Below are 26984 nucleotides of genomic sequence, written 5' to 3' on the forward strand. Positions count from 1 at the left end.
CCGGGCGGGGGCGACCCTTCGTCGTCGTCCGGGGCCGGTGAGGGTCCGGGCGAGGTGTGCGGGGTCCCGCCGTCCACGGGGCGGCGAGCGCGGTACGCCTCCCGGTACGCGGCCGGAGAGGAACCCATCTGTCCGCGGAAGTGACCCCGCAGGGCCACCGGGGAGCGGAAACCGCAGCGTGCGGCGATCTCGTCGACGGAGTACTCGGAGGTCTCCAGGAGGCGCTGCGCCTGGAGAACCCGCTGGGTGGACAGCCACTGCAACGGGGCACTGCCCGTGAGCTCACGGAAGCGGCGGTCGAAGGTGCGCCTGCTCATGTACGCGCGTGCGGCGAGCGTTTCGACGTCGAACTGTTCATGGAGGTGCTCCAGCGCCCAGGCGACGACGTCGGTGAGCGGGTCGGCGGCGGTCTCGTCCGGCAACGCGCGGTCCAGGTACGTTCCCTGGCGTCCGGTCCGGCGCGGCGGGACGACCAGACGGCGGGCCAGTGCGTCGGCCGCCTCGTTGCCGTGGTCGGTGCGCACGATGTGGAGGCAGAGGTCGATTCCGGCGGCGGTGCCCGCCGAGGTCAGGACGTCCTCGTCGTCGACGAAGAGTTCTCGCGGGTCCACATGCACCGACGGATAACGCTTGGCCAGCGTCGGTGCGTACATCCAGTGGGTGGTCGCGGGGCGGCCGTCCAGCAGGCCCGCGGCGGCCAGGACGAACACTCCCGTGCCGAGTCCGACGACACGGGCGCCGTCGGCATGCGCCCGGCGCAGTGCGTCGAGCGCGTCCTCCGCGGGCAGGGAGGTGATCGAGCGCCAGGCCGGTACGACGACCGTGCCCGCGCGTGAGACCGCTTCCAGGCCGTACGGGGCGGTGAGTTCCACGCCCGCGGTGGTCCACAGCGGACCGTCCTCGCCGGCCGCCGCCAGCAGTCGGTAGCGCGGCACGCCGGCGTCCTGGCGGTCGATCCCGAACACCGACAGCGGGATGGAACTCTCGAAGATGGGGCCGCCGCTGAACAGCAGCACCGCGACGATCTCCTTGCGGCGGCGTCCGGGGGCCTTCTGCGGCGCCGTCTCCGAGACGCCGGGATTCGGCTTCCTCACCGTGGTGAGCGGGGATGGTGCGGTTGGCCCGAATCGGCTCACCAGAGTCCGCAGCTGAGTGCCGGCCCGCGGTCGATTCCGCAGCACACGGCGCACACGCATACGCAGTTCCGCCTCGACGTCGGCGGCCGTGTCCTGCTCGCCGCGTCGGACAGCGTGGAGCAGCTCGCTCTGCGCTCGGTCCAGCTCCTGCCGGACGCCGGTCGCGCGCGTCTCGCCGCCCGGTTCGTTCTCGACGAGAAACGTGACCAGGGCGTCGCGGACAGCCGGCCAGGAGTCGTCCCGCATGCGCTTCACCAGCTCAGCCGCACAGACCGCGACGAAGTCGTTCAACGGTGCCCCGATTCCCCAGCACTCTCCCGGCAGTCGATGGACTACCGGAAACACGGTAAGAGGAATGACCAACTCTGGACACCCGACGCGAACTTGAACTCGTTTTGCCAGACCCCTGGCCGACCGCCGCCGCAACGATGCCGGTGCACGACCGTGCTTTCGCTCACCCTCACGACTCAGAGTGAGGTTCCACCTTGGCTCTTGCCGTCCAGCTCAGTGCCGCGGCTCTGGCCAGGTGCAGGTGTGCGCGTTCCTCGGGAAGTCCCGGCCCGTACATGCGGACATGGTGGAGATGCAGCAGGTCCGGGAGCAGGTCCTGTGGGGACAGCGTCCCCGCACTCTCGAGCGCGCTGCGGTACGCGGCCAGCGTGGCGCGGCGTGCCGACCAGCTCGCGGTGACGGACGCGTCCAGCACCGGGGTGCCGGGGGCCCTCGGCGTGAAGAGGGCGGTCGTCAGGGCGATGGTCTGGTCGTAGACCGATCGGCGCGGTGCGCTCCGGTCCGTGTGGGTGTGCCCGATCAGCCAGCGCATCGCCGTCACGTCGTCCCCGAGCATGCCGACAGCGATGTCCACCATGCTCGCGGCGGTCACCGCACCGGCGTCGGGAGCGCCCCCGCCGGCCTGCGCGGTCAACTGGGCGAGGACGGCGGCCGCGTCGGCGGCGAAGTACTCCTGGGCCACGTCCATCACCGCGGGACCGCCGAAGCGCGCGGTCTGCGGGTAGTACGTCTCCAGGCTCGCGTGGGTGATCAGACCCGCGCGTCGAAGCCGCCGGGTCCACTCGCCGACCTGCCCGACAGCGGTACCGAGTGATCCGAGCGCGCAGGCCAGACGCAGAACAAGGCGGTCCTCGGGATCACGGTCGCGGACGAACCACCAGCGTGGCTCTCCCAACTCCCCCAGCAGGGAAGGCAGATGCCGGGTCAGGAGCGGATCCTGTCGGTCGCGGTGCCCGTGCAACGTGATGGAGAGCAGGTCGCCGCAGCCAGGCAGACGACCGTCCTCGGGACCGACAAGACCGACCTGGCCGACCTGGCCGACTTGATCAACCTGACCGACGAGTCCGACGACATCGCTCGATCCGCGGACCGGCGCGCAGGTCCGGTCCACAGCGGCCAGAGGGATGACGACCTCGTGCGCGCGCCCACCGGCCCAGCCCAGGTCCCCGGGCTCCGGTGCGGCACGTAGCAATGCCTTGCCGTCGCGCTCCACATGGGTCCGGAGCAGGACCCGGTGCGAGGACTCCGCCAGGTCCAGGTTCATGCGCCGGTCCCCGTCGCCCAGGTACACGTGATCCGGCAGGGCAACGTCACGACGCCACTCGGCCAAGGCCTTGTCCCACTGCGGCCACGGCGTCCCCGCGTCGGGCAGATCGTCGCTGCCGAGGGTCCAGCGGGCCGGCGACAGTACCGTGCGCCCGTAACGCACCGCAGGGAGGAACGGCAGCCCGGAAACGGCGGCTCCCCACGCGAACCCGGTGCACGGGACGGCCAGTGCCACCGGTGCCTCGATCAGGAACCGCGCCAGCGGATGGGTGTGTTGGGTCAGATCCACTGCGCTCAGCAGCAACGTGTGCACCGGACGGCGGCGGGAGACCGAGACCAAGTGCAACTGCTCGTCATCGGCGGTCACCGCCAGGTCCGTCACGGGCAACTGGCCCGTGTCCGGGCCCTGGTAGTCACCGAGGGGGATCACCAGTTCCGCCACCTGCGGGGCGTGCGCGACGTTCGCCGAACGTACGTACAGCGGGGTGGTGCTGATCTGCGCGATCAGCGCGTCCTGTTGTACGCCGGGCAGTCCGGCGTACACGTCGCTCATCCGGCGGCGGTCGTCGGCGTCGAACAGGTGGAGAAATCGTCCGGTGGCCGTTCCGGCCGCACGGGCCACTCCGACGACGTGCAGCGTGAACTCCCCTTGTTCCAGGGCGGATACGCTCGTGGCGTGGATCCGCACGGTCACCTCGGTGCTCGGCTGCACGGGTCGGTCGGGATCCGCCACCGCCAGTTCGTCGATCGCGGCGTCATCGAGTCGGACGTCGTGACGGCGTCTCATCGCGGCGGTGTACGCGAGCCCCAGCAGCCGACTGTCGCGAGCGGTCAGCGTGGGGGCCGTGGACGCGCCGGCGGACCCTAAGTAGCCGGACGGGTAACCGAGTTGGTCGATGGCGTCCAGAACAGGTACCACCGCTCCCGGGCCGTAGCGCTCCAGGAAGCGACCGTGCCAGGCAGCCCACCCGGGGCTCAGTGCAGCCCGCGGCGCCAGACGGGTCAGTACCGCGGCGGCCGACGCCACCTCCTCGGCCACCACCTCCGGGATCACCAGGTCCCAGTCCAACCGCAGGTCGAGGGCGAGCGCGGGTTCCGCACCGGGACACACCCGTCTCATCACGGCGCTCACCCGGGCACGTTCAGCACGAGCACCCACCCCCACACCCGTACCCGCACGCGCACCCGCGGCGGTCACGTCGTCGTGCCGTGCCAGTCCCGCCGCGATCTCACGCAACTCGGCGGTTTCGACCGCGGGCAGCTGCTGCACCTGCCCGAGCAGGACAGCGATCGGATCCGAGGCGGTGACCGCGGGACGCAGACCGGTGATCAGGAACCGCTGTCGTACGAGGTTCGCGAGCAGGTTCTCGCTCGCGGTGGCCGAAGCGTCCGGGAAGCCGGCGGAGAGCGTCTCGGCGAGAACTGCCCATAGAATCGGCCCCCTTGCACCCTCCATGGCCATGCGGACCGGCCCGGTGGCGCGGATCCCCACGTGCACGGGGTCGCCGCCGTTCGCACTGCTCGCGCGGTGCTCGATCATCAGGCGTCCGTCGCGCTCGAACGCGAGGCTGGAAGCGAGCAGCGTCAATCGCGGTCGGAGCTGACGGTGTTCCTCCAACCGGTCGACCAGAGCCGCGGTCCACACTGCGTCCGGTCTGGTGACCGCCTGATGCCCGATGTCCGCACGCAGCAAGGGAGTTGCCCCGGTACGGGCGGCCTGCACACCGGCGAACAGCCCGAAGGGAGTGGCACGTGAGCGGGCGCGCAGCAGGTAGCGCAGCACCGAGAACACCGCGCGCCGCACGGCGAGTTCCGGCACCGGCTCACCGTCGCAGATCTGATGTACGCGCCTCGCCAGGTCCGGGCTGGAGAACTCGACCGCGGTGGCGAAATCCGTTACCTGCCACAGCTGTTGAAGCCACGCCCGCCATGACTCCTTGTGCGCGGACGGGCCGACCAGGTCCGGCCAGACCGTCGGGTGGTCGGGACGCCAGACCGCCGCCCGAACCACGGCCGCGTCGACATGGCGGTACAAACGGCCCTCCTGCAGCTCAACGGCGTTGTCCTCTATACCGTGTTGGCCGCTATTTTTCCGAACCACCCGGCGCCGAGGGCGATTATGAGTCATGGTCATTGTGGCGGCTGCTGCGCAGCCCCGGTGCTACACAGTCTCCATGAGCCGTTGACCTGGCTGAATTCCGACCCGCCCAAACGACGACGTATGGGCTGTTGACGCACCTGCGGTCTGGCTAGCGTGGGCGCCACGTACGGCAAGTGGCACACACGGCAAGCGGCACATTCCCATCACGTTCGCGAAGGGGAGAGAGTCATGACTGCTGCAACTCCTGAGAAACTCGCCGATGAGGAATTCGGTGAGCTCGAAGAACTCCAGGTGATCGATTCCAGCGAGCTGAAGCTCGGCGCGGCCTACCACACGTACACCTACATCGCGGCGGAGAGCACGGAGGACATCCCCGACTAGGACGTCCGGGAGCCGAGGCAACTCTTCGACGGACGAGACCGGTGGGACGAGGAGGTGGGTCGTGCCGTCCAGCCAGTCGGCGGACCCTACCCGCACCGACGTCCTGTTGATCTTCCCGCCGCAGACCGAGGCCAGGTTCTTCCCGTATCTGAGCCTGCCCTACCTGACCGGCCATCTGCGCCGCCGGGGTCGGCGGGTGCACCAGGCCGACTTGAACATCGCCGTGCTCCACGAGCTGCTGCGACGTCCGGCGCTGCTGAACGACGCGGTCCGCGCCCAGGACACGGGCGACGACGGTACGGCCGTGGGCGACTGGTATCGCCGGGAGGTGGCCGACGTCTTCGCCGCGCACATCGGCGAGTTGCGTGCCCACGTCCTGCACAAGGAGCCGGCCGGCGAGCTCGGCCCGGACCGCGCGGTCCGGCTCGCCGGCCTGGCCCTCGAACTGCTGGTCCGCGACACCTTCCTGGTGCGGACCTGGGAGGACCTCGGCCAACTCGACGCTGCCGTACGTCGGGTCGCGGACCGGCCGCCCACCGCGTCGGACGTACCGGTCGCCTCGCTGCACCGTCTGGTGGCCGGTCTGCTCGGCCGGCATCGCCCGCGGGTGGTCGGCCTGTCGGTGGCGTTCTTCAGCCAGCTCGCGCCCGCGCTGCTGATCGCCGCCTGGGTCCGTCGGCTGTCGCCGGACACCCAAATCTGCCTGGGCGGACAGCAGGTGATGCTCCGTCACGACAGTCTCGCCAAACTGACCGGAGTCCGGGAAACCGTCGACGCCCTGTGCCCGACCGCCGGGGAACAGCCGCTCGAACGCTGGCTGGACGCGCTGGACGGAACGGTTCCGCTCGCCGCCGTACCTGGCATGACCTGGCTGCCACGATCCGGGGCCGAGCCGCGCACAGGGCCCCCGGTGACCTTGCTCTTCCGTGACCTCGGGCCGCCCGACTTCACCGGACTGCCGTTCCGCTCCTATCTCAACGAGGCCCTGGAGCTCGCGATCGTCTCGTGCGTCGGCTGCTACTGGGGGCGGTGCGCGTTCTGCTCGTACGGCAACCGGTCGCTCCCGCAAGGGAGTTACCAGCAGGGCACCGCGACCCAGATCGCCGACGCCGTGGAGACCGTCGTCCGCGCCACGGGCACCCGTTTCGTGTCGGTCGCGGACGAGAACACCAACCTGCGGCTGATCCAGCGAGCGATGCGCGCGGTACGCGAACGCGGCATACGGATCCGGTTCGGCGTGCGCAGCCGGCTGGAGACCGCCCTCACCGACCCGGAGTTCTGCCACGACCTCGCCGCGGTCGGCTGCGCGATGATCGCGGTCGGCTACGAGGGCACCTCGCAGCGCCTGTTGGACCGGGTGGACCGGGGTGTGCGCGCGGCCGACTACCAGCGGATCCTCGACAACCTCGACGCGGCGGGCATCACCGTCCGGTTCACGGTGATGGGCCAGGTCCTGGACGAGACGCCGGACGAGTTCGAGGCTTCCCTGCGCTTTCTCGTCGACAACGAGCGGCGGATCGGCATCGACGCGCTGGAGCTGATGGTGGCGGAGCCGGGCAGCAAGCTCGTAGGCAGCCCGGAGGAGTACGGGCTGGCCCTCGACTCCTCGGAACGCCTCGCGGGCAACCCCGAGTTGAGTTACCTGTCCGGCCGGGTCGGCCACCCCCTGTCCGTCCGCGGCGGCCCGACGCGCGGCGAGGCACTGGACCGGCTGGTGCGAGTCTTCGACACCGTGAGACCGGGCCGGGCGAGCAGTTCGGCACCGTCGCGCCTCACCCCGAACGGCCCTCGCACGCCCGCCGTCGCGGCCCTGCGCCCGCACACGTGGGTACGCGCCGTCCCCGCGTACGCCGACGACCGCACGGCCGACCGCGTCACCCTCGCCGACCTAGTCCGGGAGCGGTTCTACGCACTCCCCCGCACCGACGTGGACCAGCGTGCCGACGGCCTGCTCACAGCCCGCACCGACCGCGGCCGCCGACTGCTGGCCCGCCTGTCCGACGCGGCGGCGGGCGCCCCCGACCCGGCCCCCTCAGCCTCAGCCGACCCGGCCCCCTCAGCCAGGAGCTCGTCATGACGCAACCGCCGCGCACCGCACCCGGCGGCACCCGAACCGCCGCCGTCACCGAAGCCCCGCGCCGGATGGGCCTGGGGGTCCTGATGGACATGCCGTGGGGCGGTGGACGCCTCGGCAGGCGCGGCATCGGATTCGTGGAGAGCGACGACGGCGGCGGAGACATCACCGACCGGGTCCGCGCCTTCCTGCACCGCCACGGCGGCGACTTCGCCTACTCGGCCCTCGCGTTCCAGCCGCGCTCACGCGCCCGCGTACGGCCGGCCGACTACGTGCGCGCGTACGACCGCTTCTTCGAGGCCGTGCCCACCGGACTGGCCCGCGCCTTCCACCAGACCGAGCTGAACATGGGCACGCCCGAGCGCTACGACCGCCGCCCGGCTGCCGAGTTCACCAACGAACTGGCCGCCCGCTACGGCTTCTCCTGGGTGGTCGAGGACCTGGGCATCTGGAGCCTGCGCGGCATACCGATGCCGTATCCGCTCCCGCCGCCGCTGACCGAGCCGGGCCTGGAGATCGCCACCCGTAACGTGGCGGAGGCGGCCCGGCTGCTCGAACCGCCGCTGCACGTCGAGTTCCCCGGCTTCACGGAGGGCGGTTCGTTCGTCCTGGGGCATATGGACGCCTTCGAGTACTTCGCCCGGCTGGCGGAGGACGCCGACGTGCGGGTGACGCTCGACGTCGGTCATCTGCTCAGCTACCAGTGGCTTAGGGGACGTACCGGAAAGAGCATGTACGACGGGATCGAGGCCCTGCCCCTCGCCCGTTGCCGCGAACTGCATCTGTCGGGCTGCCAGATCGTGGGCGGCAAGTTCCGCGATCTGCACCACGGCGTCCTGCTGGACGAGCAGTTGGAGCTCACCGAGTATCTGCTGCCGCGCTGCCCGAACCTTCTCGGGGTGTCCTACGAGGACCCGATGTACCGCGAGGACGGGCAGTTGGTCGAGAAGTCCCGGCCGAACTACGCACGGCTGCGGGACCTGGTCGCCGACTGGCGGCGCGGGGAGGCGGAGTGACCACGGTGGAGCCGGGTGCGTCGCTGGACGGCGAGCAACTGACCGACCTGCTCATGCGGTTGCTACTGGACGCGGACCTGCGGGCCCGGCTCGCGGACGGGGGCGCCGAGGCCGTCGCGGCGGATGCCGGCGAGCTGGAGTGCCTGGCCTCCGTCGATCTGGATGAACTGGACACCACCGCACGCCGGTTGCGCTCCCAGGTCTGGCGGCCCGGCAGCGGCGGCAGCCTCGCGACCACGTTCCCGCGCGGCCTGCGGCTGCTCCAGGACGCCGGTGTCACGGAGTCCGACCTGCTCACCGGATTTCTCGGCTCGCCGCACTTCGCCCGGTACCGGCTGATCCCGTACACCGCCCCCGGGTTGTCGGCGGAGGAGGCGTTCGCGGGGTACCTGCTGGACGGCGTCGGGGCAGGGGTGCTGCGCGACACGGTGACCCACGAGTTGATGATCGCCCTGTTCACCTCGCTGACGTGCGAGCAGCCGCTGTCGTTCGTGATCGAGGCGGAGGGGATCGTCCCCACGGACCGGGGCCATGCCGCCGTGCGTGCGTATGCCGCGGCGTCCGTTGCCACTTGGGGGGCCACCGCCGGTGGGCGTCCCTCCGGCGAGACCGAGGGCGCGGACGAAGTGCACTACGCGTACTTCACCGCGTCCGCCGGGCTGGCTCACGGCGTGGTGTCCGGGCGGGTGGCAGCGGCCTTCGAGGCCGAGCCGTCGGACCGGCGCGAGACCGCGCGGCAGGCACTGGCCGGCCGCGGACTGTGGTGACGGGGAGAGGAACCGCCTTGCACATCGTGTTGGTGGACATGCCGTGGTCGTCGCTCGACGCGCCGTCCCTCGCACTCGGCATTCTCAAGCGCCGGATCCTCGACGTCTTCCCCGACGGCGCCGCGGACGTCGAAGTGGTGCACGCCAACCTCGACTTCGCCGACTGGGTGTCCGCACGTACGGAATACGGCTTCGACGAGTACGAGTTCTGCTCGACCTCGTACTTCTCCGGGCACAGCGAGTGGATCTTCTCGGCCGCGCTCAACGCCCAACCTCGTTGGCGGGTCGCCGAGTTCACCGAACACTTCGGCGAGAAGATGCCGGAGCCCATGTTGGCCAAGGCCCGCGAACTGCACGAACTCGCGCCGCTGTTTGTGCGAGAGATCGCCGCCAAGATCGCCGCCACGGCACCCGACGTGGTCGGCTTCACCACCACCTTCGCGCAGAACGCGGCCGCCCTCGCCGCGGCCCGCGCGGTCAAGGAACTGGCACCCGACACCACCACCGTCTTCGGCGGCGCGAACTGCGACGGACCGCAGGGCGCCGCGCTGCACCGCAACTTCGAGTACGTCGACTTCGTCGTGCGCGGCGAGGGCGAGATCGCGTTCCCGCGGTTGCTCGCAGCCCTCCGCGACGGCGACGCCGACGACCTGGCCGCCATCCCCGGTCTGTGCCAGCGTGATGCGCAGGGCCGGTCCGTGGCCCATCCCATGAACGCCGCCCCGCTGCCTCCGGGCGCACTGGTCACCCCCGACTACGGGGACTACTTCGAGCGGCACGCGCAGTCCACCGCGGGCGGCTGGGTGGAGCCGCGGCTGGTGGTGGAGGCCTCGCGCGGCTGCTGGTGGGGCGAGAAGCACCACTGCACGTTCTGCGGCCTCAACGGCTCGTTCATGGAGTTCCGCAGCAAGGACCCGCGGCGGTTCGTGGACGAGATCCTCGGCCTGGTCGAGCGCCACCGCATCCTCGACGTGTGGGTCACCGACAACATCCTCGACATGGCCTACCTCAACTCCATGGCCCCGCTTCTCCAGGAGTCCGGGTACGACCTGCGGCTGTGCTACGAGATCAAGTCGAACCTGCGCCGCGAGCAACTGGCCACGCTGTACGCGGCCGGAGTCAGCTATGTGCAGCCCGGCGTGGAGAGCCTCAGCAGCCGGGTGCTGAAGCTGATGGACAAGGGGGTGACCGGCTGCCAGAACGTACGGCTGCTGCGGGACGCGGAGACCGTCGGCGTCAACCTCAGCTGGAACTACCTCTACGGCTTCCCCGGAGAAACCGACCAGGACTACGACGAGATCGTCGACCAGCTGCCCGCGCTGCACCATCTCGGACCGCCGGCCAACTCCACCCGGCTGAAGGTCGAGCGGTTCAGCCCCTACTTCGACCGGCCGGAACTGGGCTTCGCCGACCTGCGCCCCGCCTCGCACTACCACCACATCTACGACCTGCCGGAGCACGAACTCGCCGACCTGGTCTACATCTTCGACTCCACGAACCAGGGCATCGCCGGCGACTGTCTGGACCGGCTGCGCACGGCCGTCGCCGACTGGACGCGGGCGTACCCGCGCAGCCGCCTGACCCACTGCGACCTCGGCACACACATCGTCCTGGTCGACACCCGGCCGAACTTCTCCTGGCGGCTCCTCGACCTCACCGACCCGTTCGAAGTGACGGTGTTCCGACTGCTCGACACACCGCACAGCCCGGCGGCACTGCTGCGCAAGGCCGTCGCCCGGTGCGGGGACGCAGGGGAGTCGGCCGGCGAGGTGACGGAAGAGCGAGTCGCCGAGCTGCTGGCACGCTGGCGGACCCTCGGCCTGGTCTTCGCCGAGGGCGGTCACTACGTGCAGGTCGCGCCCGCGGTGGCCAACCAGGACCTGCTGCGGCTCGACGGCACCGGACTGCACGGGAACGACACGGCGCTGGTCCCGGCTCTGGCGGCCCCCTCCGCGGGAGACACGCGATGAAGCCGCAGCTGACCCTCTGGAAGGACCGCGACCCGGCGGCCATGCGCCTACCGGGCATCCACTGCGGCACCCTCGACGGACCGCCGGACGACCCGGCGAACGCCGTCGCACAACTCGCCGCCGACGGCGTCCAGTTCGTCCAGGTGCACGAGCCCGTGGACCTCACCGATCCGGACGGCGCGTCCGCGGTGGCCGTTCTCCTCGCCATCCGGGAACTCACCAGCCACGGCATAGCGGTGGACTGGACACTGCGCATGCCCGACCCGGCCCAGTGGCGGGCGCTGAGCCATCTGCACCCACCGGCGACCGTCTTCCGCGGCTCCACGGGAGAGGCTCGCGAGGAACTCGTGGTCACCGCGTGGCGCGACTCGTTCCACATCGCGAAGTGCGGCTACCGCCGCGGCCCCGGCTTCCTGGAGATCCGCGACCACCGCTGGGGCTCGTTCCGGCGCCTGGTCGTCAACGCCCCCCGGAGCACGGCGTTCCAGGGACTGCTGGACGGCGTCCCAGTGGTCGCGTCGGCGTCGACGGAGCGGGTCCTGGAGCGTCACCTGCGCGAGAACCTGCTCCATCGCGCCGGGCGCTACCTGTGGTGGACGCCGTACCGCCTACGACGCTGGCCGCTCAGCACGACGATCCCGTAGGAACCTCTCGACCCACCGTTCCGTCGACTCGTCGGCCTGACGCCGGATCCCCGGAGCCGGCACCGACGCGGGCGCCCCGACGCCGAGGAAGTCCAGGCAGCCCGACAGTCCTGCCTCGTAGTCGGCGACCAGGTCCTCGTAGACGACGGTGTACGGGGTGACACCGTGCCGCCCGAAGTAGTCCTCCCAGACCGCGGCGTCGCGGTCGAGCATCCGCAGATGCCGGCGGATCTCCGCGTAGCTGTACCGGGGTTCGGCACGCGAGCTCCCCTCCGGCAGAAAGGTCCCGTCCAGGATCCAGACACCGGTCTGCTCGGCCATGGTGTACGAAACGGCCTGCCGCAACCGGTCCCTGCGCTGGATCCAGATGTACCGGGGTGCCTGGAGGACGTCGTACGGGTCGACCTCCAGGTTCCCGAGATGCCCCGCGTGGATCCGTAGCCCGAACACGCCGTTGGGGCTGGTCCGGCACGTCATCAACTGCCGCACATAGCCCGCCGCCAGCTCCTGCGGATCATCGGAGTCGAATCCCCACCGCTCGAAGTAGTCCAGCACGTAGGCGTCGGCGAAGTAGTCCTCGGCGAAGCCGGCCAGCCCGGTGTGCCACAGGGCGCGGGCGAGCATGTTGCTGCCGCATCGGGGGGTCGACGCGAGCACGTAACGGACGGGCGGCAGTCCGGTGAAGGGCGGGAAGTCGAACTCCGGGTCGTTGGTCCGATAGCGCAGCGCCATGAGAACACCTTGGCGCCCGGCACGGGTGGTTGTCACCGGCTCGGGGGCGCGCCGGGCGCGGTGCGTGGATTTAATGAGGCGATCTCGCACGTACCCAGCAAATGGCATCTGTTTATATTATTGGCCGTTGTTAATGGATTCACTCGTACAAGCGTTCACGAATTGCGTAATCATTCGTAACTCACGCCATTTCATGGACAGGAGAGCATGCCGTAACCCACCATATCCATGGCGGGCATTACTGCTCGCAGACTTCGGAACGGGGGCACCGGACGATGCCGCAGACCATTCGAAAGTACTGGGGGCCGTTCCAGGGCCGGGTGACGCTGAACTTCAACTGGGGCGCGATCAATCACGACTCAGTGGTGCTCGTCACCGCGTCGGAGTACCTGGTGAGCACGCCGCCCGAGGCTGAGCACCGCTTCATCGGCGCGGCTTCCATCACCGTAGAGAACATCGCTCCGCATGGACCGCCCTACGACCCGAACCACGGCGTCACCTTCGTCGTGAACGTCGACTGGGGCGCGCCGCTGACCATTGTCACCGACATCACCGTTCTCGACAGCCCTCCAGTCGAGGTGGACTACTAGCGCCGGGACGGGGATGCCACCGATGCCACAGACCATCCGGAAGTACTGGGGTGCCTTCAACGGCCGGGTCACCCTGAACTACAACTGGGGCGCCATCGATCACGACTCGGTTGTGATCGTCACCGTGTCGGAGTACACGCAGCAGAAGGTCCGTTTCATCGGCGCGGCTTCCATCACGGTGGAGAACATCGCTCCGCATGGGCCGCCCCACGACCCGAACCACGGCGTCACCTTCGTGGTGAACGTCGACTGGGGTGCGCCGCTGAACATTGTCACCGACATCACGGTCCTGGACGCCAAGCCCGTTGAGACCCAGACCTATGTGCCCGACGTCAGCCACAACCTCGGTATGCGGATGCAGTACCAGGAGTGCAACGAATGGTGCTGGATCGCTGCGGGCACCAGCGTCAACCATTTCTACTACCCGGCGAGTACCTGGACCCAGTGCCAAGTCATGACCGAGATCGGGCACAAGATCAATGGGTTTCCAGCGGACACCGGGGCCTGCCCGACCCAGGCGGCCCTCGACAACAACCCGGCGCTCGCCAACCGCTACGCGGACCCGTACAACAGCAACGCCCTGTACGTCCTCGACGATCCCCTGCTCGGGGTCGACCGGCGCTACCTCAAATCCGGCGGCGTGACAGACGCTCTCAAGACGGTCGGCAACTACGCCAGTTACCAGTCCGCCGGCCTGACCCTCGCGCAGATCGCCGGCGAGATCGATGCCGGCCGCCCCGTCGTCGCCGCTATCACCTGGAACTCCGGGGGCTCGCACTTCGTCGTCATCGCCGGGGTGCAGGGCGAAGGACTGTTGATCCTCGACCCCGTCAACGGTCAGTCCCTCGTCCAGTTCGGGGCCTTCCCCCGGACCTATTTCGGCGGCGCGGTCCTAGACGGCTACGCATTCACCAAAAGGTAGTTGGCCGGTGGGTGATCGCGAGCACCCGATTCCGTGGTGGGTCAAGGGGTGCCCAACAGGTCGGCGAGCCGTTGGAGTCGTTCGGCGTCGGGGCTGCCTTCGGCGGCCGTGCACACCATGAGTGCGGGGCCGGGGTTGCCCGGTATCGGGTAGGCGTCCCAGTCCAGGTTCAATTCGCCGACCTGAGGATGGGTGAGGCTCATGTGGCCGCGGGTGGGTTCCGTCACGTCGTGGAGGGCCCACAGGGCCGCGAACTCGTCGCTGCGAACGGCGAGTTCACCCACCAGCTCGACCGCGCGCGGGTGGCCGGGATCGGCGGCGACCTGGGTCCGCAGCATCCCGATCAGTTCGGCGACGGTGGCCGCCCGGTTCGGGCAGGTCAGGTCGGCCTCGGGGTGAAGGAACAGAGCCAGCAGGTTCCGCTCTCTCTGCGGCTGTCGGGTGAACTCGCCCAACAGGGCGCCACCGAGCGGGTTCCAGGCCAGCACGTCCAGGAAGCGCCCGACGACCAGAGCGGGCGAGGTCGTCGTGCGCAGCAGCCGTAGCGTGGTGTCCGGTACCTCCTCCGGCTCGTAGGTACGCGGCGGTCGGGCCGGGGTACGTGCGGCGGCGGCGAGGCCGTGCAGGTGCCGGGACTCCTCGGCGGAGAAGTTCAGGGCGCGCGCGAGCGCGTCCAGGACCTGTTCCGAAGGGCGGACGTCGCGGCCCTGCTCCATGCGCTGGTAGTAGTCCGAACTCACCCCCGCCAGCAGGGCCAACTCCTCGCGCCGCAGCCCGGCGACACGCCGCCTCGGGCCGGGCTCCAGTCCAACATCCTCCGGCCGCAGCCGAGTTCGGCGCGTGCGCAGGAAGTCGGCGAGTTCGCGCCGGGGATCGTCGCTCATGGCGCGGGAGGAGTCGGTCACGGCGTCAGTATGCCGTCGGTGCGGCCCGCGAGGGTGGGTCTGCCGGACCCAGGAAAAGGAGAACGACCGTGATGTCGCGCGCGGGGTCCAGCATCGGATCCACCACAGCCGGTCACGGAAGGAACAGCGACATGAAGGCCGTTCAGATCACGGGTTTCGGTACGGCGGACGTCCTGCGGGTCAACGACATCGAGCGCCCCGCTCCCGGTGCGGGTGAGGTACTGGTGTCGGTCGAGGCATCCAGCGTGAACGGGCACGATGTGATCGTCCGCTCGGGAGAGTTGAAGATGGTGTCGGGACGCCGCTTCCCGATCGGCGTGGGACTGGACTTCGCGGGCACCGTCGCCGCGACCGGCACCGGCGTCGAGGGCTACCGGGTCGGGGACCGCGTGTGGGGCATGGTGCATCCCAGGCAGCGGCATTCCCTCGCCGGTGCGGCCGAATACGTCGTGGTTCCCGCGAGCCGTATCTCGCGCGCCCCGGCGGACCTCTCGTCGGTCGAGGCGGCTTCTCTGGTGGTCGCCGGTGCCACGGCGCTCATCGCGCTGCGCGACAGCGTGCGCCTCGCGGACGGGGAACGGGTCCTGGTGCGGGGCGCGGCCGGCGGAGTCGGCACGGCCGTCGTGCAGTTGGCCCACGCCATGGGCGGTCACGTCACCGCGCTGGCACGCGATCGCCACGCCGAACTCCTCACCGGCCTCGGCGCCGACGAGGTCCTGGACTACCGCTCCACCGCCTCGGAGCAGATCGGGCCGTTCGACGTCATCGTCGACACCGTAGGCACGGAACTGCACTGCTTCCGCGGCCGGTTGGCCAAGGGCGGCCGGATGGTCACCGTCGGGCTGTCCCCGTCCGCCATTGCCGCCATCGCGGCGTCGAGCGTGCACGGCTCCCGCCGCATCCGCACCTTCAGCGCCAACCCCGAGACCCCCGTCCTGCGCGACGTGGCCGACCAGGTCGCGTCGGGTGCGCTGCGCCCGGTGATCGACAGCGTGTACCCGCTCGCGGACATCGCCGCCGCGCACCGGGCATTCGAACGCGGCGGCGTCGTGGGCAAGCACGTGGTGACGGTGCCGCGCGGCTCACTCTGACCGAAGTACGGGGATCTCAGGGTCAACGGTCGGCGATCTCCGTATTCGGTGCGGCTGACCGGCGGGACCGGCAGGCCCGGGACGCGTCAGCGGCGTCGCTGGTCGGCAAGGAGTTCGAAGTCGCCGTAGCTGTTGTCGACCGGGTTGACCGTGACGCCGGGCGCGACGATCTCGTCGATGGCGTCGAGCACGTCGGACGACAGCGTGACGTCGGCGGCGGGCAGAAACGCCTCCAATTGCTCCATGGTGCGCGGTCCGATGATCGCCGAGGTGACACCGGGGTGGTTGATGACGAAGGCGACGGCGAGTTCGATCAGGGTGAGACCCGACTTCTCCGCCAGAAGCGCGAGTTGTTCGACGGCGTCGAGCTTGCGCTGGTTGGCAGGGGTGTTCATGTCGAAGCGGGCCTGGGGGCGGGCCGCGGAGGCGGGCCCCTCGGCGGCGTTCTTGCGGTAGCGCCCCGACAGCCAGCCTCCGGAGAGCGGGCTGTAGGTGAGGGTGCCCATGCCGTGGCGGCGCACGGTGGGAAGGACGTCCTCCTCGATGCCACGGACCAGGATCGAGTACGGCGGCTGCTCGGTCACGAACCGCTCCAGGTGGCGCTCCCGCGAGGTCCACTGGGCTTCGACGATCTGGGAGCCGGAGTAGGACGAGGAGCCGATGTAGCGGATCTTGCCCTGGTGCACGAGGTCGGAGAGGGCACCGAGGGTCTCGGCGACGTCCGTGTCGGGGCTGGGGCGGTGCACCTGGTAGAGGTCGATGTGGTCGGTCTCGAGCCGGCGCAGGGAGTTCTCGACCTCCCGGATGATCCAACGCCGTGAGCCGCCCCGCTGGTTGGGGTCGTTCCGGTCCATCGGCATGAAGAACTTGGTCGCCAGGAACACATCCTCACGACGGCCCTTGAGGGCCTTGCCGACGATCTCCTCCGAAACGCCGGCGGAGTACACGTCCGCGGTGTCGACGAAGTTGATGCCCGCGTCGAGGGCACGGTGGATGATCCGGATCGAGTCGGCCTCGTCCTCGTTGCCCCAGGGGCCGAACATCATCGCGCCCAGGCAGAGCGGGCTGACCTGGACACCGGTGCGGCCGAGCGGTCGGTACTGCATGAAGGGGTTCTCCTCGGGTGGAAGCAGTCGTAAACAGTAGTAAATAGTCGTGATTGGTCGTAATCAGTCGTTCGCGGTCGGGACGACGGTCCCGGTGCTCGCCCAGCTGGCGAGAAGGCCCAGGGCCTCCTGCGCCGGGGAGTCGGGTTCGGGTGTGTAGAAGTTGAGGCGGAGCCCGGGATCGGCCGGCAGGTCCATCGCCTCGTAGGGCAGGGCGAGATCGCCGACCAGCGGGTGGTGGAGGTTCTTCACCCCTGAGCGGTGGAACCTCACGTCGTGGCGGGCCCAGCGGCGGGCGAAGTCGTCGCTTCGGGTCGTCAGTTCACCGATCAGGTCGGTGAGCGCCTTGTCGTGGGGCGCCCGGCCCGTCTCGGTGCGCAGGAAGGCGACGGCGTCTCCGGCCCCCTTGTCCCAGTCGACCCAGAAGTCCTTGCTCGCGGGGTCCAGGAACATGAAGCGGGCGCTGTTGACCGGCCCGCGCTGAGCGAACAGCGGCGAGTCGAAGAGGGGTGCGTACAGCGCACGGCCCAGCGTGTTGGAGGCCAGGATGTCGAAGCGCGCGTTGCGAACGTACGCCGGTACATCGGTCATCGAGTCCAGCAGACGCAAGATCGTGGGCCGCACCCGGGACGCCGTCACCGTGGGGTGCCGGCCCGGCGGTGTCGCCGCGCGGGCCAGGTCGTAGAGGTGCGTGCGCTCGGCCTCGTCCAGCTGCAGCGCGTGCGCGAGGGATTCCAGTACCGAGTCCGAGGCGCCGGAGAGGTTCCCGCGCTCCAGGCGGACGTAGTAGTCGACGCTCATGCCGGCGAGCAGCGCGACCTCCTCACGACGCAGGCCCGCGACGCGCCGGTTGCCGCCGTAGACCGGCAGTCCGGCCTGCTCGGGGGTGATCCGGGCACGCCGGGTGCTCAGGAACTCGCGGACCTCGGCGGCCACGCTCTTCTTGTCTCTGTCTGCCATCGTCCAGATCCCTGACATAGCTCCGGCGCCGTCCGTTCGCGTCCCGGTGGGACGGTCCGGCCCCGGCCTACGACGATCGTGCGTTGACCTTCACCGTAGGTCTGTCCGCGAGGACCTGCGAGGTACTGCCAGTACCCGGAAGACCAGTGACTCCCACGCCTGCGCCCGCGCGGGGTTGTCATGGGGAGAACCGAAGGCCGGGAGTCCGACACCGGGCCCCACCCTGAAGCGGAGGACACGACCGTCCGCGCGGCGCTCATGTACGACGGGACCGGCGACGTCGCCATGCACGGGCGAACGTCGTCCTCGCCCGTGCATGGCGCCGCGGCTCCTGGAACGGGCGAGCAGGCCGAAGATGCTCACCACCGGACTCGCCCTGACCATGGCGCGCGCGGCCTGGCTCCATCGCCTCGACCTGCACACGCCCTGCCTGACCGGAGTCGTGTCGCCGATGGTGCTCATCGGCGTCGACCAGGGCCGCTCGACGCCGAGCCGCGGTGGGTCCGCGACGACCTCGACGCCGTCCGGGCCCGCGCCCCGGCCTGACGACAGCCCGGGCCCACCACTCCTCCTCGGACGCCATGACAGAAGGAGGCCGTGCCGCTAGCTCGACCATGGACCGCGCGCAACGGCCTCGCACCCCGACCTTGTCCCCACCCCCTTCATGCACCTAGCCTGATTTTGTGCCGCTAATAAACAAAACCCGATCGCACAACGCCGTGCCGGGCAGCCACAGCGACCTCGCACGCCTCCGGACCGCCCTCACCGTCTTCTTCGCCCTCGACGGCTTCATCTTCGCCGGCTGGGTCGTCCGTATCCCCGCCATCAAGCACCAGACCGGCGCCACGGCCAGCACCCTCGGCCTCGCCCTCCTCGGTGTCTCCGCCGGCGCCGTCATCACCATGATGATCACCGGCCGCCTCTGCCGCCGCTACGGAAACCACCAGGTCAACGTCGTCTGCGCCATCCTCCTCTCCCTCAGCGTCGCCCTCCCCCCACTCACCCACTCCGTCCTCACCCTCGGCCTCGTCCTACTCGTCTTCGGCGCCGCGTACGGCGGGATCAACGTCGCCTTCAACAGCGCGGCGGTCGACCTGGTGCGGGCCATGCGGCGGCCCATCATGCCCAGCTTCCACGCGGCCTTCAGCCTCGGCGGCATGGTCGGCGCCGGGCTCGGCGGACTGGTCGCCGGCTGGCTCACCCCGACCCAGCACCTGCTCTGTCTCACCGTGATCGGCCTGCTCGTCACCGCACTCGCGGGCCGTGTCCTGCTGCGCATCCAACCCCCGGAACCGCCCGAGACCGCGCCCAGCGAACAGCCTCCGCCGCGCCGCCTGGACTCCCGTACCCGCGGCCTCGTCATCACCTTCGGCCTGATCGCCCTGTGCACGGCCTACGGCGAAGGGGCCCTGGCCGACTGGAGCGCGCTGCACCTGGAACAGGACCTCGACGCCTCGGCCGGCGCGGCGGCCGTCGGTTACTCCTGTTTCGCGCTCGCCATGACCGTCGGCCGACTCACCGGCACCCGACTGCTCGAACGCCTCGGCCGCACCCGCACCCTCATCTCCGGCGGCACGGTCGCCGCCCTCGGCATGCTGCTCGGCGCCCTCGCGCCCACCCTCTGGGCCGCCATCATCGGCTTCGTGATCACCGGCCTCGGCCTCGCCAACCTCTTCCCCGTCGCCATCGAACGCGCCGGCACCCTCGCCGGCCCGGACGGCGTCGCCATCGCCTCCACCTTCGGCTACGGCGGCATGCTGCTCGGCCCACCCGCGATCGGCTTCATGGCCGACTGGTTCTCCCTCCCCGCCGCCCTCACCAGCGTGGCGGTACTGGCGGCGACGGCAGCGGTGATCGGGCTCGTGACGAGGGGCGCGGCGGAGCGCTGACCCGTCGTACCGCAGAGCCTCGACAGGTCACTCCGGGTCAGCCGACCGGCCCGGTACTCCCCCGCACCACCAACCGCGGCGCCAACACCACTTCCCGCGCCTCGGTCCGCCCCTCGTCCAGCCGCTCCAGCGCGGCCCGCACCGCCTGCCCCGCCTGTTCCTTCGCGCTCTGGCTGACCGTGGTCAGGTCGAAGCAGCTCAGGCGAGACAGGGCGTCATCGTCGTAGCCGACGACGGAGACGTCGGTGGGCACGCGGACCCCGGCCCGGGTGAGCGCGGCGAACACGCCGATGGCGGACTGGTCGTTGAACGCGACCACGGCGGTGGGGAGTTGGCCGTCCTCGAGGAGGTGACGGGCGGCTCGTTCGCCCGCCGCTTCGGTGTGGTCGCCGGGCAGGACACGGACGTACTCGTCGAGACCGTGGCGGCGCATCGCCGTGCGGTAGCCGCGGCGGCGGTCGGTCGCGATGACGCCCTTGCCGCCGTCGACGTAGACGATCGAGCGGTGTCCTTGCTCCGCCAGGTGGTCGACGATCTGGCCGACGCCGTCGTCGTCCGCGGTCCGTACGACGTCCAGTTCGGCGCCTGGGATGCGGCGGCCGACGACGACCACCGGGGCCTTGCGGTGGAGGGAGGCCAGGGTGTCGGCGGGGGCGATCGGGCCCAGCAAGATGAGGGCCTCGCTGCGGAAGGCGAGGAGGGTCTCGACCGCGGTGTGCTCGTCGCGGGTGCGGGTCTGGGTGCTCAGGACCAGGTCGTAGCCGACCTCGGCCGCGGCCGTGTGGAGGTGCTCGACCAGTTCGGCGTGGAAGGGGCTGTGGATGTCGACCATCACGCCGAGCAGCCGGCTGCGTCTGCTGGCCAGCAGGCTGGCGTTGCGGTCCGGCTGGTAGCCGAGGGCGGCGGCCGCGTCGAGGACACGGCGGCGGGTCCGCTCGCTGGGGCCGGGGGCGCCGCGCAGGACCAGGGAGACCGAGGCCGTGGACAGGCCGACCCGCGCGGCCACGTCCTCCAACCGGGGCCGGGAACCTGCGTCGACCACTGGTCCTCCTGTCGGAATCTCCTCGCGCAACACCCTTGACACGCCCGTGAAACCGGTCTGATAGTACCAGGACTTAAAGCGCTTTAAAAAGTTCTATTGCCTGGACATGGATCCGCACCGGGACAGGGGTCTCGGACCCGGATCAGGGCTGAGAGAGGACTCCACATGGCTTCTGAGTCGATCGGCGTGGCCGTCATCGGCGCCGGCATGGCCGGACGCGCGCACCTCGGCGGGTACCGGACCGCCTCGACGTTGTACGACGCCGGGCTGCCCGAGGTCCGGCTGGTCGCCGTCGCCGACACCCACGAGCCGTTCGCCCGTGAGGCCGCCCGTCGCTACGGCTACCGGCGGGCCGAGACCGACTGGCGGGCGATCGCCGAGGCCGACGACGTCGACGCGGTGAGCGTGGTCGTCGCCAACCCGCTGCACCGCGAGATCGTCGAGGGGCTGCTGGCGGCCGGCAAGCACGTGCTGTGCGAGAAGCCGCTCGCCCCGACGGTGGCCGACGCCGAGGCGATGGTGAAGGCGGCGGAGGGCACCGGGCTGGTGGCCGCGACCGGGTTCACCCTGCGCCGTTCGCCCGCGATCAACGGCATACGGCAGCAGCTCGGCGACGGCGGGCTCGGGCGGGTGCAGCACTTCAACGGGCACTACTGGTGCGACTACGGGCACAACCCGGGCGCCCCGATCAGCTGGCGGTACCGCGGCCCGCTGGGCTCGGGGGCGCTGTCGGACATCGGCAGTCACCTCGTCGACCTGGGCGAGTACTTCTGCGGGCCGGTGCGGAGTGTGCGGGGTGCGGTGCTGTCGACGCAGGTGCGGGAGCGGCCCGTGCCGCTGGGCACCGCCGTGGGGCACTCGGCGGACGTCCGGGTGAGCGAGGAGCGGGAGGCCGTCGAGAACGAGGACATCGCGACGTTCACCGCGACCTTCGCCTCGGGCGCCGTGGGCACCTTCTCCGTCTCGCGGATCGCCTGCGGTCTCGCCAACTCCCTTGGTTTCGAGGTCTTCGGGGAGGGTGGCGCGGCCACGTTCGACATGGCGCGACCGGCCGAGTTCGGCTTCGCGGACTCCTCGCTGCCGGCCGCGACCGGCGGCTACCGGCAGGTCGTGGTCGGCCCGCAACACCCTTATGTGGCAGGCGGGTTGCCGATGGACTTCCCCAGCGTGGGCCACGGTCAGAACGACTTCTTCACCTGGCAGGCGCGCGCCTTCCTGGAGCAGATCGCGGGCCTGGACCGGCTGCCGCACTGCGCCTCCCTCGCCGAAGGTCTGCACAACCTGCGGGTGCTCGACGCGATCGTCGCCTCCGCGAGCGCCGACGGCCAGGCCGTCACCGTCCAGTGAGCGGCCCGTCGACGAACCCCGTGACGAACCAAGGAGCCACGCCATGAAGCTCGGTGCCTACACCGCCGTCCTGCACGACAAGCCCCTGCCCGAGGCGCTGCGGATCCTGCGCGAACTCGGCCTGGACAGCGCGGAGATCAACTCCGGCGGCTTCCTGCCCGCCCCGCATCTTCCGATCGCCGAGATCAGGGCGAGCAAGGACGCGAGGGACGCGTACCTGGCGCTCTTCGCGGACGCCGGTGTCACCCTCACCGCCCTGAACTGCAACGGCAATCCGCTGCACCCCGATCCCGAAGTGCGCGCCAAGCACGGGCAGGACGTGCGCGACGCGATCGAACTGGCCGCCCTGCTCGGGGTGAAGCGGGTGGTGACCATGTCGGGGCTGCCCGCCTCCGATCCGGCCGGCCGGCTGCCGTCCTGGTCCGTACTGCCGTGGGACAGCGCCTACTTGGACACCCTCGACTACCAGTGGGGCGAGGTGGCGATCCCGTACTGGAAGGACATCCAGGCGCGGGCGGCCGACGCCGATGTGAAGGTCTGCATCGAGATGCACCCGCACAATCTGGTCTACAACGTCGGCACCATGGAACGCCTTGCCACGGAGATCGACGCGACCCATGTGGGCGCCGAGATGGACCCGAGTCACCTGTTCTGGCAGGGCATCGACCCGGTCGCGGCGGTACGCCGGCTCGGCAGCCTCGTCTACAACGCGGCCGCCAAGGACACCCGGATCAACGAGGAGGCCCGGATCAACGGCGTCCTCGACCACCGCCACCAGCGCGTGCTCCCCGACGAGCCGGACGCCGTCTCGCTCGGCGGCCGGTACACGCTCAGCCGCTGGCCGAAGAACGCCTCCTGGGACTTCGTCGCCGTCGGGCGCGGTCACGGCGTCGAGTTCTGGGCCGAGTTCCTGACGGCGCTGCGGGAGGTCGACCCCGGCATGGCCGTGAACATCGAGCACGAGGACCAGGAACTCGACCAGTTCGAGGGCCTGCGCCTGGCCGCCGAGAACCTCAGGGCCGCCGCGGCCCGCATCTGAACGCCGGCCCGCATGAGGCCGCCGACTCCCGTCCCCCTGTTGCACAGTGAGGTGCATCGACCATGAACCACTCGACAACTCGCCCCACCAGTCCCCGCGTTCGTAGAATCACCCCCGTCGTGGCCGTCGCCGCGGTGGCCGCCCTCGCCCTCGCCGGCTGTTCCAGCGGTTCCGGCGGGAAGAAGTCCGAGGAGAGCGCTGCCGGCGTCTCGGCCGGGAAGGCCTCCACCCCGCGCATGACCATCGCGATGGTCACCCACGCGCCCTCCGGTGACACCTTCTGGGACACCATCCGCAAGGGCGCCCAGGCAGCCGCCGCCAAGGACAACGTCAAGCTCATCTACTCCAACGACGAGACGGCCGCCGACCAGGCCAACCTGGTGCAGAACGCGATCGACCAGAAGGTCGACGGCATCGCGGTCACGCTGGCCAAACCGGACGCGATGAAGGACGTGGTCGCCAAGGCGGAGCAGGCCGGCATCCCGGTCGTCGGCTTCAACGCGGGCCTCACGGACTGGAAGAAGCAGGGGCTGCTGTCCTTCTTCGGCCAGGACGAGTCCGTCTCCGGGCAGGCGCTCGGCACCAAGCTCAACGGCACCGGAGCCAAGCACGTCCTGTGTGTGATCCAGGCGCAGGGTGACGTCAACCTCGAACAGCGGTGTGCCGGGGTGAAGAAGACATTCGGCGGCAGGACCGACAACCTGTACGTCAACGGCACCGACATGCCGTCCGTGAAGTCGACGATCACCGCCAAGCTCAAGACCGACTCCTCCATCGACTACGTCGTCACCCTCGGCGCCCCGTTCGCGCTGACGGCCGTGCAGTCGGTGTCCGAGTCGGGCAGCAAGGCCAAGGTCGCCACCTTCGACCTCAACAAGGACCTGGTGGCCGCCGTCCAGAAGGGCACCATCCAGTTCGCCGTCGACCAACAGCCCTACCTTCAGGGCTACTTGGCGGTCGACTCGCTGTGGCTCTACAAGACCAACGGCAACTACAGCGGCGGCGGTGAGGAGCCGGTGCTGACCGGTCCCGCCTTCGTCGACAAGTCCGACATCGCGAGCGTCGCGAAGTTCGCCGCGAAGGGAACCCGCTGACACCATGAGGATCGCACTCGACCCGTACATGATCCGCAACGTCCCGCTGCTCGAACTACCCGCCGTCGTCGCCGAGTTGGGCTACGAGTGGATCGAGCTGTCACCCCGCGAGGACTTCATCCCGTTCTTCCGGCACCCGCGCGTCGACGACGGCACGGTACGCGCGTTCCGCAAGGCCCTGGACTCCGCCGGCGTCGGCATCACCTCGCTCCTGCCGCTGTTCCGCTGGTCAGGACCGGACGAGGACGACCGACAGGCCGCCGTACGGTACTGGAAACGCGCCATTCAGATCGCCGCGGACCTCGGAGTCACCAGCATGATCTCCGAGTTCAACGGCCGCCCCGAGCAATCCGACCGCAGCGAGGCCCAGTTCTGGCGGTCGCTGGAGGAACTGCTCCCCCTCTTCGAGCGGGAGGGCATCGGCCTGGCGCTGGAGCCGCACCCCGACGACTTCATCGAGAACGGCTACGACGCGGTCAACCTGATCCGGGGCATCAACCACCCGGCCGTCAGCTTCCTCTACTGCGCCCCGCACACCTTCCACATCGGCGCCGACGCCCCCGGCATCATCAAGTACGCCGGTGACCTCCTGACCCATGTCCACCTGGCCGACGCCTTCGACCACATCGCGTCCTCCGGCAACCGCTACATCCTCAACCCACCCGGCACCCCGGCCCGCATCCACCAGCATCTGGACATCGGGCAGGGCGAGGTCGACTTCGACGAACTCTTCCGCGAACTCAGGGCGGGCGGCTTCGACGGCACTCTCACCGCCTGCGTGTTCGCGTGGGAGGAACGGGCTCGCGAGTCCTCGGTGTTCATGCGGGAGAAGATCACGGAGTACCTGGCCGCCCACCCGTGACGGCCCCAGCAGTGACAGTGGTGGTGGCGGTGGCGAACCGGAAAGCGCCGTCACCGCTTCCCACCGTCAACCACACGTACTCCCCCTCCCTGACCAGCCTGAGCGCGATGTGGTCGCACCCGGGGCAGCGGGCGGTCAGGCCCGGTTCGGGCCCGTAGACGTGGAGTTGGGCGAGCGGGCCCGACCTCGCGCATCCCGGGCAGCGCCACCAGGCCGTGGTGGGTTCCGCCGCGAGGATCTCCGAGAGCGGGCCGGCAAGGCAGTTGCCGTCGAGGTGCGCGGTTTCGTCAGCCATCGTGGCCTCCGGTCAGCCGAAGCGTTCGGTACGGATGGTGGTGGGGTCCCGTCCCAGGTCGACGAGGAGGTCGGCCACGGTCTCCACGAAGGCGGTGGGGCCGCAGACGTAGACCGGACTGGTGGGTTCGAGGCGGGCGGCCGGCTTGTCGAGGTCGGCCTGCGTCAGGCGGCCTGGCGCGCGGGGGCTACCCGGCGGGGCCTGTCGCGTGTACAGCAGGCGCACGTCGAGGTGCGGGTCCCGCTCGGCCAGTTCGTCGCGGTACCAGACGTCATCGGGGGTGCGCACCGAGTACAGCAGCTGGAAGGGGGCCTCGGAGCGTGCCTCGCGGTGGGCTCGGATCATGGCCGCGAGGGGTACGACTCCGGAGCCGCCGGCGACCAGCAGGGCGGGCTCGGTCCGTTCCGGCCGCCACACGAACCAGTTGCCCAGCGGACCACGCACCTCGACCTCGGCGCCCTGCGGCAACTCGTCCGTGAGATACGGGGAGACCTCGCCGTCGGGGACGCTCTGCACGCCGAGTTCGATCCGGTCGCCGTCGGCGGGCGCGGCGAGGGAGTAGCTGCGTACGGCCTGGTAGCCGTCGTCGGCGGTGAGCCGTACGTCGACATGCTGGCCGGGCAGATGCCCCGGCCAGCCCGGCGCGCTGAAGACGAGGGAGCGGGCCGTGGCGGTCTGCGGGCCGCGCCGGTCGAGGCGGGCGGCGCGCCAGGTGATGGCCATGGTCAGTCGCCCCAGTTGCGCTGCTCGCGCCAGGGGTCGCCGTGGTTGTGGTAGCCGACCGACTCCCAGAAGCCCGGCCGGTCGTCGTGGGTGAGCCGCAGTCCGCGCAGCCACTTGGCCGACTTCCAAAAGTACAGGTGCGGCACGAGCAGCCGGGCGGGGCCGCCGTGCTCCGGAGAGAGCGGGTAGCCGTCGTAGGTGTGCACGAGCCACGCCTTGCCGCCGAGGAGGTCCGTCAGCGGGAGGTTCGTGGTGTAGCCGCCGTAGCTGTGGGCGACGACGTATGCGGCCGTAGTGTCGACGTTCTCGAGGAAGGCCTCGACGGGAACTCCGCGCCACCGGGTGTCGAACTTCGACCAGCGGGTCACGCAGTGGATGTCCTTGGTCGTGTCCTCCTGCGGCAGGGCCAGCATCTGGTCCCAGGTCCAGCTGTGCGTCTCACCGGTCTCGGCCGTCACGGTGAAGGCCCACGACTCGGTCGCCACCTTCGGGGTGGGCCCCGCGGACAGCACGGGGAACTGCTCGGTCGGGTACTGGCCGGGCGGCAGCCGGTCCGCCAGGGACCGGGCGCGCCCGCGGAATCCGGGAGAGAAGGAGCTCATGGACGTCATCTCCTGACCTCGTCGGGCGCCACGGCCGGACATCACCGGGGCGCGCCCGCACCTCGCCGGGGCATGGCCGGACGCACGTCCATCATGTGCCGCACTCCCCCTCGACCGCACTCGATACGGCACACTCGCC

At 70.2% G+C, this 26984-nt stretch carries 23 protein-coding genes and 1 pseudogene; 14 read left to right on the forward strand and 10 right to left on the reverse strand.

Annotated features, from left to right (window positions below; all coding sequences use genetic code 11):
* Positions 1-5 precede the first annotated feature (5 nt).
* Both ACWD5F_RS04460 and ACWD5F_RS04465 read right to left on the reverse strand, forming a co-directional pair.
* Positions 6-1094, reverse strand: a pseudogene (locus tag ACWD5F_RS04460) (GlxA family transcriptional regulator); the annotation flags it as partial.
* 502 nt (positions 1095-1596) lie between these two features.
* Positions 1597-4728 (reverse strand): lantibiotic dehydratase, encoded by a 3132-nt coding sequence (locus ACWD5F_RS04465; RefSeq protein WP_451250930.1) that lies wholly within the window; start codon positions 4726-4728, stop codon positions 1597-1599.
* Between the two features lie 294 nt (positions 4729-5022).
* Here ACWD5F_RS04465 and ACWD5F_RS04470 point away from each other — a divergent pair, with 294 nt between their 5' ends.
* The 6 genes from ACWD5F_RS04470 (at position 5023) to ACWD5F_RS04495 (ending at position 11646) form a co-directional block, all read left to right on the forward strand.
* Positions 5023-5175, forward strand: a complete 153-nt coding sequence (locus tag ACWD5F_RS04470) for a hypothetical protein (RefSeq protein ID WP_401728454.1) — start codon at positions 5023-5025, stop codon at positions 5173-5175.
* Positions 5176-5236: 61 nt separating this feature from the next.
* Positions 5237-7252, forward strand: coding sequence for a B12-binding domain-containing radical SAM protein (locus ACWD5F_RS04475; RefSeq protein ID WP_451250932.1), 2016 nt, complete (start codon positions 5237-5239; stop codon positions 7250-7252).
* A complete protein-coding gene (locus ACWD5F_RS04480) occupies positions 7249-8265 on the forward strand; it encodes a multinuclear nonheme iron-dependent oxidase (RefSeq protein ID WP_451250934.1) in 1017 nt (338 codons plus the stop codon). The genes ACWD5F_RS04475 and ACWD5F_RS04480 overlap by 4 nt, the downstream gene beginning before the upstream one ends.
* The gene (locus ACWD5F_RS04485; protein WP_451250936.1) at positions 8262-9032 is read left to right on the forward strand and encodes a hypothetical protein; all 771 of its coding nucleotides are present in this window, start codon (positions 8262-8264) and stop codon (positions 9030-9032) included. Before ACWD5F_RS04480 ends, ACWD5F_RS04485 begins: the two co-directional genes overlap by 4 nt.
* Before the next feature lie 26 nt (positions 9033-9058).
* Positions 9059-11002, forward strand: a complete 1944-nt coding sequence (locus ACWD5F_RS04490; protein ID WP_451251047.1) for a RiPP maturation radical SAM C-methyltransferase — start codon at positions 9059-9061, stop codon at positions 11000-11002.
* Entirely contained in the window at positions 10999-11646 is a 648-nt protein-coding gene (locus tag ACWD5F_RS04495) for a DUF5825 family protein (protein ID WP_451250937.1), read from the forward strand. The genes ACWD5F_RS04490 and ACWD5F_RS04495 overlap by 4 nt, the downstream gene beginning before the upstream one ends.
* Here the strand turns inward: ACWD5F_RS04495 and ACWD5F_RS04500 are convergent.
* Complete coding sequence (locus tag ACWD5F_RS04500) at positions 11611-12378, reverse strand: Stf0 family sulfotransferase (protein WP_451250939.1); 768 nt, start codon at positions 12376-12378, stop codon at positions 11611-11613. The two genes, ACWD5F_RS04495 and ACWD5F_RS04500, sit on opposite strands and share 36 nt — an antisense overlap.
* Positions 12379-12653: 275 nt before the next feature.
* Here ACWD5F_RS04500 and ACWD5F_RS04505 point away from each other — a divergent pair, with 275 nt between their 5' ends.
* Both ACWD5F_RS04505 and ACWD5F_RS04510 read left to right on the forward strand, forming a co-directional pair.
* Positions 12654-12968, forward strand: coding sequence for a hypothetical protein (locus ACWD5F_RS04505; protein WP_451250941.1), 315 nt, complete (start codon positions 12654-12656; stop codon positions 12966-12968).
* A gap of 22 nt (positions 12969-12990) precedes the next feature.
* On the forward strand, positions 12991-13890 hold the full coding sequence (locus tag ACWD5F_RS04510; RefSeq protein ID WP_451250942.1) for a papain-like cysteine protease family protein: 900 nt from the start codon (positions 12991-12993) through the stop codon (positions 13888-13890).
* 41 nt (positions 13891-13931) lie between these two features.
* On the opposite strand, the gene ACWD5F_RS04515 is transcribed toward ACWD5F_RS04510, so the two are convergent.
* The gene (locus tag ACWD5F_RS04515; RefSeq protein WP_451251049.1) at positions 13932-14774 is read right to left on the reverse strand and encodes a helix-turn-helix transcriptional regulator; all 843 of its coding nucleotides are present in this window, start codon (positions 14772-14774) and stop codon (positions 13932-13934) included.
* A 152-nt stretch (positions 14775-14926) separates the two neighbouring features.
* Here ACWD5F_RS04515 and ACWD5F_RS04520 point away from each other — a divergent pair, with 152 nt between their 5' ends.
* The gene (locus ACWD5F_RS04520) at positions 14927-15886 is read left to right on the forward strand and encodes an NADP-dependent oxidoreductase (protein WP_451250944.1); all 960 of its coding nucleotides are present in this window, start codon (positions 14927-14929) and stop codon (positions 15884-15886) included.
* Between the two features lie 86 nt (positions 15887-15972).
* Here the strand turns inward: ACWD5F_RS04520 and ACWD5F_RS04525 are convergent, their stop codons facing one another.
* Positions 15973-16992, reverse strand: coding sequence for an aldo/keto reductase (locus ACWD5F_RS04525; RefSeq protein WP_451250946.1), 1020 nt, complete (start codon positions 16990-16992; stop codon positions 15973-15975).
* Positions 16993-17055: 63 nt separating this feature from the next.
* The gene (locus tag ACWD5F_RS04530; protein WP_451250948.1) at positions 17056-17952 is read right to left on the reverse strand and encodes a helix-turn-helix transcriptional regulator; all 897 of its coding nucleotides are present in this window, start codon (positions 17950-17952) and stop codon (positions 17056-17058) included.
* Between the two features lie 719 nt (positions 17953-18671).
* Here ACWD5F_RS04530 and ACWD5F_RS04535 point away from each other — a divergent pair.
* A complete protein-coding gene (locus tag ACWD5F_RS04535) occupies positions 18672-19841 on the forward strand; it encodes an MFS transporter (RefSeq protein WP_451250950.1) in 1170 nt (389 codons plus the stop codon).
* A gap of 37 nt (positions 19842-19878) precedes the next feature.
* Here the strand turns inward: ACWD5F_RS04535 and ACWD5F_RS04540 are convergent, their stop codons facing one another.
* On the reverse strand, positions 19879-20883 hold the full coding sequence (locus ACWD5F_RS04540; RefSeq protein WP_451250952.1) for a LacI family DNA-binding transcriptional regulator: 1005 nt from the start codon (positions 20881-20883) through the stop codon (positions 19879-19881).
* Positions 20884-21048: 165 nt separating this feature from the next.
* On the opposite strand from ACWD5F_RS04540, the gene ACWD5F_RS04545 reads away from it, so the two are divergent.
* The 4 genes from ACWD5F_RS04545 to ACWD5F_RS04560 all read left to right on the forward strand — a co-directional run bounded on the left by ACWD5F_RS04545 (position 21049) and on the right by ACWD5F_RS04560 (position 25225).
* Positions 21049-22230, forward strand: coding sequence for a Gfo/Idh/MocA family protein (locus ACWD5F_RS04545; protein WP_451250953.1), 1182 nt, complete (start codon positions 21049-21051; stop codon positions 22228-22230).
* A gap of 43 nt (positions 22231-22273) precedes the next feature.
* Entirely contained in the window at positions 22274-23269 is a 996-nt protein-coding gene (locus tag ACWD5F_RS04550; RefSeq protein ID WP_451250955.1) for a sugar phosphate isomerase/epimerase family protein, read from the forward strand.
* Positions 23270-23331: 62 nt separating this feature from the next.
* Entirely contained in the window at positions 23332-24363 is a 1032-nt protein-coding gene (locus tag ACWD5F_RS04555; protein ID WP_451250957.1) for a sugar ABC transporter substrate-binding protein, read from the forward strand.
* A 4-nt stretch (positions 24364-24367) separates the two neighbouring features.
* Positions 24368-25225: a sugar phosphate isomerase/epimerase family protein gene (locus tag ACWD5F_RS04560; protein WP_451250959.1), complete on the forward strand. Its 858-nt coding sequence runs from the start codon at positions 24368-24370 to the stop codon at positions 25223-25225.
* Here the strand turns inward: ACWD5F_RS04560 and ACWD5F_RS04565 are convergent.
* Genes ACWD5F_RS04565 through ACWD5F_RS04575 form a run of 3 tightly spaced genes read right to left on the reverse strand, consistent with a single transcriptional unit; the run spans position 25197 to position 26845 of the window.
* On the reverse strand, positions 25197-25520 hold the full coding sequence (locus tag ACWD5F_RS04565; RefSeq protein ID WP_451250961.1) for a DUF6510 family protein: 324 nt from the start codon (positions 25518-25520) through the stop codon (positions 25197-25199). The genes ACWD5F_RS04560 and ACWD5F_RS04565 overlap by 29 nt on opposite strands.
* 12 nt (positions 25521-25532) lie before the next feature.
* On the reverse strand, positions 25533-26243 hold the full coding sequence (locus ACWD5F_RS04570; protein WP_451250963.1) for a ferredoxin reductase: 711 nt from the start codon (positions 26241-26243) through the stop codon (positions 25533-25535).
* Between the two features lie 2 nt (positions 26244-26245).
* A complete protein-coding gene (locus ACWD5F_RS04575; RefSeq protein WP_451250965.1) occupies positions 26246-26845 on the reverse strand; it encodes a sulfite oxidase-like oxidoreductase in 600 nt (199 codons plus the stop codon).
* Positions 26846-26984: the final 139 nt, after the last annotated feature.

The organism is Streptomyces sp. NPDC002499 (genome assembly GCF_053595415.1).